The sequence below is a fragment of the Microcystis sp. M_OC_Ca_00000000_C217Col genome (assembly GCF_007095585.1).
Taxonomy (GTDB): Bacteria; Cyanobacteriota; Cyanobacteriia; order Cyanobacteriales; family Microcystaceae; genus Microcystis; species Microcystis panniformis.
Map to the genome: position 1 here is coordinate 1 of NZ_SFBV01000201.1, position 8,661 is coordinate 8,661.

An 8,661-nucleotide genomic window follows, 5' to 3' on the forward strand; every position below is an offset into this window, starting at 1 on the left:
GAACTGGAAAAAGTAGTCAATCAGCTTTTAAATGAAGGGGGATTGATTATTAAATGGAGTAGAAAACTTAAAAATAAGGGTAATGCTGTCAATGTAACTTAAATGCGTAAAAGCTTAATTAGGGCCAAGATAGGCAAGATGCCACGGATTCATCGTTAGATCCCCGCAACCTTGGGCGCCAATAATTAGCCAATCCTCTCCTCGCTGAGCGCAGAATTCTTTGAGATGATGATAAAGTGTCCAAGTACCCGCTCTCTGCTCGTAAGCATTGGTCGTAGAGTCTAGGCTAGGAATAGCAGTTCGAGTAAGTCGAGGAAACATTATATCCTGCACTGCATGAGGATCCTGCATTCTGGGGGAGGTTATACCATCTCGTTGAATGCCGGGGCCTTTTTGATAGTCTGGAGTCACGGACACAAAGAGCTGCTCTTTTTCCGTGTCTAGAGTCAAAGAACCAGTATTAAAAACTTGATGTTTCACCATAATACCCCCTGCTTGTCTAGGTGTGGCAGTTGCGGCTAGACAAGCTAATTAGCCCTAGGCTATCTGTTTTTTTTAATCTCAACCTCGCTGACCTAAAGGGGAGTGGGTCCTTATATTTTTTTCCTGAATCTATCAGATGAACGTAGGTTGGGTTGAAGCATGAAACCCAACGCCCGCTGAATCTATCAGAAAGCCTAGCATTTATCGTATTACCATACTTAAATTATAGTTCCCTGGAGGAAGTCAACCCTCGTCTCAATCCTTAAGAAATCCTCAAGAAATCCTTTCCCCACTCTCGTTTCTGAATTGCCAAGAATTGCGTTAGAATTAAAGAAATATTACAAGTGGTTGACAAAAATGAGCAAGCCTGATACACAAGCCATTGCCCTCCAGTTAGAAAGCAGCAACTCTAAAGATCGTCTGTTGGCCTTGGCATCCCTGCGAGAAGTGACGCCGGAGGAAGCTGTACCCTTGATCAAAAAAGTCCTTTATGATGAAATGCTACCGGTGCGATCGATGGCTGTCTTTGCTTTGGGAGTCAAACAAACCGAGGAATGCTTTCCTATCCTAGTGGATTTGTTAGCCAATGATGCCGATTATGGCATTCGCGCCGATGCTGCGGGGGCTTTAGGTTATTTAGAAGATATTCGCGCTTTTGAACCCCTACAACGGGCTTTTTACGAAGACACGCAATGGTTAGTCCGCTTTAGTGCCGCCGTCGCTTTGGGCAATTTGGGCGATATTCGGGCTAAACAGGTGTTATTATCGGCTCTCGATAGTAACGAAGCGGTTATTCAACAGGCCGCTATTGCTGCCCTTGGGGAAATCAAAGCAGTGGAAACCGTCGAGAAGCTTTTAACTTTTGTTAACTCTGATGACTGGTTAATCCGGCAGCGATTAGCGGAAGCTTTAGGCCATCTTCCGGCGGAAAAAACGATCGCAGCCTTAAAATTTTTGGTTAAAGACGAACATCCGCAAGTGCGCGAAGCGGCCCGTTTATCCTTGCAAAAATTGGCCAAGGTCTAGGTATAGGATAGAATAAATAATCTATTCTTCCAGAGCGATCAATCTTTGCCTACAGCCATTTATGGACATTCAAGAATTTATTAATCTCTGTGCGGGTAAATGGTTTTCTCAGCGCACCAGTTATCAATTAGCTGCCCAAAAAGTTGCCAATAATAAAGCAGAAATCACCATCGATTTGCTGGCTGCCGATGCTGCCGATGTGGTGCAATTATGTTTAGAAAATAACTGTCAGTCCCCGGCCAGTCTAGGGGGATGGAAAGCGACTTGGGATAATTCCGTGGACTATGGACAACCGAAAAAAATCGGTTCTAGCTATTTAGTTTGGCTACCCTCAGAGAATCCTTGGCAAGGAAAATTAATCACATCGAACGGTAAATCGGCAGCGCTGGGAGAATATCATCTCAGAAGCGATCAAGCTTTAACTTTAACCATCGAGGATAATCACCATCGTATCGAAGAAAGAATCTGGTTTGCTAGTCCTAATCTGAGATTGCGTACCAGTATTATCCAGGCGGCCAATGGCGATCGCCAGACGGTTTTCTATTCGGAAATTCGCAAAATGGTTGCTCCTAAGTAGTTGTCATCTCCAATGTCTGAGGTGGGGAAGACAGGATTAATCTTCCACCACTCCAGTCAAATCCTCCTAACGTCGGCCGCGTCTGCTGCTGCCAAAACCACTGCGACTAGGGGTACGACGGGAACCGGAGGAACCGAAACTAGGAGAACGTTTGACATTATCAGATTTCCCCGAATTCTTCAGGGTACTGGAACCATAACCGGAACCACTGGGTTTTGTGGTGGTGGTGGTGCTGCGATTGGGACTAGAGGAAGTATTACTGGGATAACGACGTAAATTGCCAGTAGAACGGAGAGTTTGCCGGTTTTTGACTGCCGGAGGTGGACTATTATGTTTAGTCCGGTATTGATCTACTGCCTGATTATAGGTGGAACCGTAACCACCAAAACCGGTCATCACACCCCCCGGAGTATAGAGGGGAGGAACGTAATATTGAGGACGAAAGAGCAAACTACCCAAAGCTTGACCAGCAACAGCACCGAAAAAAGGACTCCAAAAACTCGATTCTTGCCGAATCACCACGGTTTCCTGTTGTCCGGTTTGGGGATTGTTCCGCACTTCCGTGACATTATGGACATACTCAATTTTAAAATCTTCGGTCATGTACAGGGTAGCCTGATCACCGTTGATTTCTACCGCGGTTTTTTCCCCTTTAGCGATAGCTTCATCGCTTAATCTAGCCATTTGCAGGTTAGTGCTGCGAAAGAGGGGAGAAGTCCCCGCAGGGGTGTTTAACAGCATTAAGGTATAAGTGCCATCTCCGTCATCGTAGGTAGCTTGTTGCACCTCGTAGCGACCGCTACTAACCTGATTGGATTCTCGTCTTACACTACTGTTATTAGCTGACGGTGACTGAGTTTGATTTGACGAGGAACCACAGGCCACCGTTGTGCAACAAAGGGTAAGAATTAAAAAGATTGTCGTTACTTGGCGCAGCATAAGGGCAAAATTAAGACTATAAAGGCAGCAATTCGGGGAAATTGAGTAATAGTTGCTCATTGGTCAATTCATCTCCCAATTGAGCAGGAGAAAAATGTACCTGAATCGCACGCAGCCGACCTTGGTAGTGAAGGTTAATTATTGATTTTAAACCATCTTCCAGGGCCTCTCGATCGGCTAGGCTAGTTTCTAAAGCACCACTCTCACCCTCGAAGGCTATTGTGATCATAACAACTAAGTTATCGGTGACGGGTAAAGTTAAGGGTTCGTTTTCCCCCACTTCCCCAGACACCGATTCACTTAGGTATCTGGCCGCGGAATCGGTAAACAGTTCGTTAACGTAGTCTCCCGCTTCCCCCTCACTCCAAAAAATATCGCCCTCATTAGCCACAGAAAACCAATAGAGGTTCATCTGCAGCAGATTTTGACAAATTTCTACTAAACCCTCTCCCATGACCTCTAAATCGCCTTCGGAATCGATCGCCTCCCGGCCGGCACGATTAAGAATACCGATCAGAGGTGCGACTTCTTGTCCGTAGAGATGCAAAAATAAGCGACAGACCACATAGCGAGTTTTTCCCGCAAATTTCTTGAAGCGATCGCCTAAAGAACTCATAATAGACCTCTGGTAAAAATCAAAAATTGTCGTTAAGGTTAGGAGTCAGTAGTCTTGAAGCCATCAGCTAGATCAAGGTGATAATGGCTAATTAATCGGATAAATAAAAGCTGATAAGTAGGGAGGCACAATTATTTGTAGGATAGGTTAGCGGTAGCGTAACATGATCGGGCGTTGGGTTTCATGCTTCAACCCAACCTACGTTCATCTTACCTACTTAGCTAAAAAGACTGATAACTGATAGGACTTAATCAGGCAAGGGGTTTAATCTATCCGATAATCAAGTAAACAGCCAAAAAAGCCCTCAGCTTTTATTTATTTTGCCATTTTCTAGGCTCCTATGCCCTGATGCCCTGCTAACAGTCTATAATGACTTAAAATCCTATTGGTGTGAGCAAATGGCTGTCCAACTACAACAAGCTTTAGTGGTTGCTTCCTATATCTTGAAACAGCGTCTAGCAGGAAAAAAGCGTTTTCCCTTAGTTTTAATGCTAGAACCCCTATTTCGCTGTAATTTAGCCTGTACTGGCTGCGGTAAGATTCAACATCCCCCAGAAATTCTCCGTAATCATCTCACCCCGGCAGAATGTTTCGCAGCGGTGGAAGAATGTGGGGTTCCCGTGGTTTCCATTCCCGGGGGCGAGCCGCTTTTACACCCACAAATCGATGAAATTGTCAAGGGGTTAGTGGACAGAAAAAAATTCGTCTATCTGTGTACCAATGCTCTGTTATTGGAAAAAAGCCTGGATAAATTTACTCCTTCACCCTATCTTACCTTTAGTGTCCATCTGGACGGTTTAAAAGCACATCACGATCGCTGTGTGGATCGAGAGGGAGTATTCGATAAGGCAGTACAAGGGATTAAAGCGGCGAAAGCGAGAGGTTTTCGGGTTGCTACTAATACCACGGTTTTTGAAGGCACAGAACCGCAAGAAATGCAGGAATTTTTCGATTTTCTCGCTACTTTGGGCATCGATGGTATGATGATTTCCCCCGGTTATAGTTATGAGTGGGCCCCGGATCAAGATAGTTTCTTAAAACGGGAGCAAACCAGAGCTTTATTCCGAGAAATTCTCTCACCCTGGAAATCAGGTCAGAAAAAGTGGAATTTTAACCATAATCCTCTCTTTCTCGATTTTCTCATCGGTGAACAGGACTATGAATGCACTCCTTGGGGTAGTCCTAGTTATAGTCTTTTAGGATGGCAAAAACCCTGTTATCTGCTCAACGAAGGACATTACAAAAGCTTTCGGGAACTTTTAGAAGAAACCAATTGGGATAACTACGGTCGGGCCAGTGGCAATTCTCAATGTGCCGATTGTATGGTACATTGCGGCTATGAACCGACCGCGGCCATGGCAGCTTTTAAACCGGCTAATATGGGACGTGCCATGCAGAGTTTAATCGGAGTCTAATCTAAACTGATTCTAACCAGACGGCGGGGACTTGACTAGGGCGATCGGGTAATTGCATCCATCCCATTTCGCACAGACGAATTACCGAAGTTAATTTTTCTACCAAAGCGGGATCGAAACGAATCCCGCTATAATTTTGACAACGTTCTAGGGACTCTCCTAAATCTAGAGCTAGTCGATCGCCTCGCGGTTGAGTTAATTCCTGAAAATAGGCTGATAATCCCAAAATTCGCGACTCTAGGCTGATTTCTTCCCCTTTTAGTCCGTTGGGAACGCCGCTACCATCCCAGTATTCAAACTCATGGTAAATAATCTGTTGAATTGGAGCTAATTCGGGCATAGTGGCGAGTAATTGTGCGCCTAATACCGATCTATCCCGCCAAAATAACGCATTTGCTCCCTCTAACTGACTGGCACGCTGTCTAAAAACTTCGATCGGAGCCTCCGCTAGACCGATGCGGTATAATAAACCAGCTAATCGTAAGCGTCGTAATCTCAGGGTGGGTAAATCGAGCAATTGTCCCAACATTTCCGCTAAAGCAGCCACCTGTAGGGAAGCGAGGGGATTATCAATATCTCTTTCATCGACTTTTTGAGCCATTCTTAGAAAAGCTTGCAGTTTATTAGCGGCTAAATTTTTATTTAAACGGGATGCTTGTCCTTCTAAGTCGCTTAATTCTCGCGCTTGTCTGCTGACGGTGACTAACTGCTGTTGACTGGTTTGCAGATAGGTGACAATGCGAGAGACTACTCCGGTTAAATCCGTGGGAATGGGATTAATATTTTGACTAATTTCTTGCTGTTGTCTGCTTAAATCGGCCGCTAGACTGGGATTATAGGGATGGAGACGCTCAATTAAGATCCTAGCGGCTTTTTCGACTAAATCGCGATCGAATGTCCATAAACCGTAGAATTTTCGCTCCGTGTCTATTTGGGGTTGACTATCGGACCGGTATTCTTCCGGGGATAACTCATGACAGAGTACCATGGAGGCGTAATCGGGGGAAAGAATGATTAAATTCCACTCATTAACCAAACTATCGCTATTATCTAAGTTTACTAGCGAAACATTCTCTAAACTGCCAGTTTTATGCTCAGAAAAACCACTATCGGCCACGGCGGCGATCGCAATATGACGAGAAGAGCGAGCAATATCTAAATAGCGCTCAGCTTCCTGTAAATACCATTTTCCCTGTTGAAAGGTGACTAAAACCAGTGGTTTATTTGTACTGTCTGGGCTGCTAGTTTGCAAGATATGATCTTCAAGAGCATGACAGAGAGCCACAAGGGTATTCTTAAAATAGACCCCGTAACTGCTGGGTAATCGTCCCGATGAAGCTCTTTTTAACTGTTGTAAGCTGGATTCTACGGTCATAAGTCGCAAGATTAGGGGTTGAGTGTGGGGAAAGGGGAGAGGAGAGAATAAATAAAAGCCATCTCCTGTCTCCTGTCTCCTGACGACCGGCTCCTGACTGCCTCAAAGGGGTTTATTCTACCACCCAGGGAGTGATTGCGGGAGTCCAATTAGCTAATTCCGCATCGCTAAACCAGAGACTAACTTCATCTTTGGCGGTATCTGGACCATCGGACCCATGGATAAGATTGCGTCCGACACTAATGCCAAAATCACCGCGAATCGTACCCGGTTCAGCATTGAGGGGATTAGTGGCGCCAATAATTTTTCTAGCGGAGGCAATAACTCCTTCTCCTTCCCAAACCATGGCCACCACGGGGGAGGAGGTAATAAAATCGACTAAAGAACGGAAAAAGGGTCTTTCCTTATGAACAGCGTAGTGTTTTTCCGCTAATTCTCTAGAAACCTGCATCATTTTCAACCCAACCAGCGTAAAACCTTTAGTTTCAAAGCGTTGAATAATTTCCCCCACCAGATTGCGCTGCACACCGTCGGGTTTAATCATTAAGAAAGTGCGTTCCATACTGCCTCTTAAAATTTAGTCATCGAAAAATTGCGTCCGAAACCCAGATTAACCCGGAATGGCATCCTAGAGAATGGCAGCATTTTCGCTTCAATTGCTGAGTTAGCTTGCTGTCCGATTTAGCTAGGGTTTGCGGCAAAAAGTTTTTCGTGGGGGCAGGGTGTGGGGTGTAGGGTTTTACCGATTTTGGGGTAGTCAGTTACCTAATTTTCAGGGAAAAAGTCCAGGAATTTTACCCCCGATCCCTCCAATGGTCGGCACTTTTTGAGGAAAAAAAGTCTAAAAGCCTTATCCAACAAGGTTTTTAGATTTATTCAGCAAGCCCTAGATAAACTTTGGACAACCTTCTGGAATAACGGCATTAGTAACCCGCTTTCGGTAATCGAGCAGATTTCCTATTTACTCTTCATCAAGCGCCTAGATGACCTAGAACTAGCTAAGGAGCGTAAAGCCCAACGATTAGGCGAAAAACTCGAAAATACCACCTTTACCGCCAGCCAACAGCATATCCGTTGGTCGCACTTCAAAAATATCGATGATGCGGAGACAATGCTCCAGATTGTCCGGGATGAAGCGTTTCCCTTTATCAAAGATCTGGGGCAATTCTGCAAGGGTAGCACCTACGCTAAACACATGAAGAATGCGGTGTTTCTCATCGCGTCTCCGGCGCTGCTGGCGACGGTAATCGAGCAAATTGAAAAAATCCCGATGGGGGATCGGGACACCAAGGGCGACCTTTACCTAAAATGTCGGATGAATGCCCCCGCTACATTTTTCGAGAAGATACTCAGCTTTGCGGGGGATGAAATCAGACCAGAATATCAACCGCGGAGCATCGGTTTAATTCCACCATCTGTGGGTAAACTGTGTTATACCTAACTTAGCCAAGGGTCGAGGATTGTTAGATGCTAGTCGTAGAAGCAAAGCTAAAAAACGGAACACCAGAGCAATATCACCGGCTCGATAAAGCTATCATAACTTCTCAGTTTGTGCGTAATTCTTGTGTTCGTTATTGGGGGTCAAATCAAGGGACAACCCGCAATGATCTCCAAAAACTTTGTGCGGTACTAGCTAATAATAAAGAAACACCTTATGTTAATAAATTAAACTCACAAGCTCGTCAATCGGCTGCTGATAGAGCCTGGCAATCAATTAATAGGTTTTATCAGAATTGTCATGCTAAGATACCAGGGGAAAAGTGGTTTCCTCGGTTCAAAAAGCATAACCGTTCCTTTGAGTATAAATTAACAGGCTACCAACTATCTGATGATCGACGTAAAATCAGATTTACTGATGGTTTTCAAGCAGGAGAATTTGATTTATGGTGTAGTCAAAAGACATTATTTTATTATTCAGAGCAACAGATTAAACGGGTAAGAGTTGTTAGACGTGCTGACGGTAAACCAACGGGACAAATAACAGGAATTGACTTAGGGTTAAAGGAATTTTATACCGATGCTCAAGGCAATAATGTAGAGAATCCACGTTATTTAAGAAAGTCAGAAAAACGACTGAAAAAAGCACAACGACGATTATACAAAAAGTTTCCTCAAGGAAACAAACAGTCTAAAAACTATCACAAGCAACGGATAAAAGTAGCTAGGCTTCATCTTAAAGTATCAAGACAACGTAAAGACAAAGCAATTAAAGACGCTTTGGCGTTAGTCC

Annotated in this window: 9 protein-coding genes and 1 pseudogene; 5 read left to right on the forward strand and 5 right to left on the reverse strand. The window is 44.5% G+C overall.

Features of this window, described 5'->3' with window-relative positions; genetic code table 11:
• Nucleotides 1-114: 114 nt before the first annotated feature.
• Complete coding sequence (locus tag EWV66_RS12150) at nt 115-483, reverse strand: hypothetical protein (protein ID WP_287107348.1); 369 nt, start codon at nt 481-483, stop codon at nt 115-117.
• Between the two features lie 357 nt (nt 484-840).
• Here EWV66_RS12150 and EWV66_RS12155 point away from each other — a divergent pair, with 357 nt between their 5' ends.
• Both EWV66_RS12155 and EWV66_RS12160 read left to right on the forward strand, forming a co-directional pair.
• Nucleotides 841-1,509, forward strand: coding sequence for a HEAT repeat domain-containing protein (locus EWV66_RS12155; RefSeq protein ID WP_052275344.1), 669 nt, complete (start codon nt 841-843; stop codon nt 1,507-1,509).
• A 61-nt stretch (nt 1,510-1,570) separates the two neighbouring features.
• Nucleotides 1,571-2,086: a phycobiliprotein lyase gene (locus EWV66_RS12160; RefSeq protein ID WP_052275343.1), complete on the forward strand. Its 516-nt coding sequence runs from the start codon at nt 1,571-1,573 to the stop codon at nt 2,084-2,086.
• Between the two features lie 66 nt (nt 2,087-2,152).
• Here the strand turns inward: EWV66_RS12160 and EWV66_RS12165 are convergent, their stop codons facing one another.
• Together EWV66_RS12165 and EWV66_RS12170 are read right to left on the reverse strand one after the other, a co-directional pair.
• Nucleotides 2,153-3,085 (reverse strand): hypothetical protein, encoded by a 933-nt coding sequence (locus EWV66_RS12165; protein WP_081417863.1) that lies wholly within the window; start codon nt 3,083-3,085, stop codon nt 2,153-2,155.
• Entirely contained in the window at nt 3,042-3,641 is a 600-nt protein-coding gene (locus tag EWV66_RS12170; RefSeq protein WP_052275341.1) for a DUF1517 domain-containing protein, read from the reverse strand. The genes EWV66_RS12165 and EWV66_RS12170 overlap by 44 nt, the downstream gene beginning before the upstream one ends.
• Before the next feature lie 398 nt (nt 3,642-4,039).
• On the opposite strand from EWV66_RS12170, the gene hpnH reads away from it, so the two are divergent.
• Entirely contained in the window at nt 4,040-5,056 is a 1,017-nt protein-coding gene (gene hpnH, locus EWV66_RS12175) for an adenosyl-hopene transferase HpnH (RefSeq protein WP_052275340.1), read from the forward strand.
• Between the two features lies 1 nt (nt 5,057).
• On the opposite strand, the gene EWV66_RS12180 is transcribed toward hpnH, so the two are convergent.
• Nucleotides 5,058-6,431 (reverse strand): DICT sensory domain-containing protein, encoded by a 1,374-nt coding sequence (locus EWV66_RS12180; protein WP_193958456.1) that lies wholly within the window; start codon nt 6,429-6,431, stop codon nt 5,058-5,060.
• A gap of 112 nt (nt 6,432-6,543) precedes the next feature.
• Nucleotides 6,544-6,993: a nucleoside-diphosphate kinase gene (gene ndk, locus EWV66_RS12185; RefSeq protein ID WP_002785974.1), complete on the reverse strand. Its 450-nt coding sequence runs from the start codon at nt 6,991-6,993 to the stop codon at nt 6,544-6,546.
• A 264-nt stretch (nt 6,994-7,257) separates the two neighbouring features.
• Between ndk and EWV66_RS12190 the strand changes: the two are divergent.
• Nucleotides 7,258-7,677: pseudogene (locus EWV66_RS12190) on the forward strand (type I restriction-modification system subunit M N-terminal domain-containing protein); the annotation flags it as partial.
• A gap of 221 nt (nt 7,678-7,898) precedes the next feature.
• Nucleotides 7,899-8,661: RNA-guided endonuclease InsQ/TnpB family protein (locus EWV66_RS12195; RefSeq protein ID WP_287107350.1), on the forward strand; the 763-nt coding region annotated here is incomplete at its 3' end.

Bases quoted from the DNA above. Each gene is read 5' to 3' on its own strand.
- EWV66_RS12160 (WP_052275343.1), top strand. From the start codon at position 1,571: ATGGACATTCAAGAATTTATTAATCTCTGTGCGGGTAAATGGTTTTCT.
- EWV66_RS12150 (WP_287107348.1), bottom strand. From the start codon at position 483: ATGGTGAAACATCAAGTTTTTAATACTGGTTCTTTGACTCTAGACACG.
- EWV66_RS12180 (WP_193958456.1), bottom strand. From the start codon at position 6,431: ATGACCGTAGAATCCAGCTTACAACAGTTAAAAAGAGCTTCATCGGGA.
- EWV66_RS12170 (WP_052275341.1), bottom strand. From the start codon at position 3,641: ATGAGTTCTTTAGGCGATCGCTTCAAGAAATTTGCGGGAAAAACTCGC.
- EWV66_RS12155 (WP_052275344.1), top strand. From the start codon at position 841: ATGAGCAAGCCTGATACACAAGCCATTGCCCTCCAGTTAGAAAGCAGC.
- ndk (WP_002785974.1), bottom strand. From the start codon at position 6,993: ATGGAACGCACTTTCTTAATGATTAAACCCGACGGTGTGCAGCGCAAT.
- hpnH (WP_052275340.1), top strand. From the start codon at position 4,040: ATGGCTGTCCAACTACAACAAGCTTTAGTGGTTGCTTCCTATATCTTG.
- EWV66_RS12165 (WP_081417863.1), bottom strand. From the start codon at position 3,085: ATGAGCAACTATTACTCAATTTCCCCGAATTGCTGCCTTTATAGTCTT.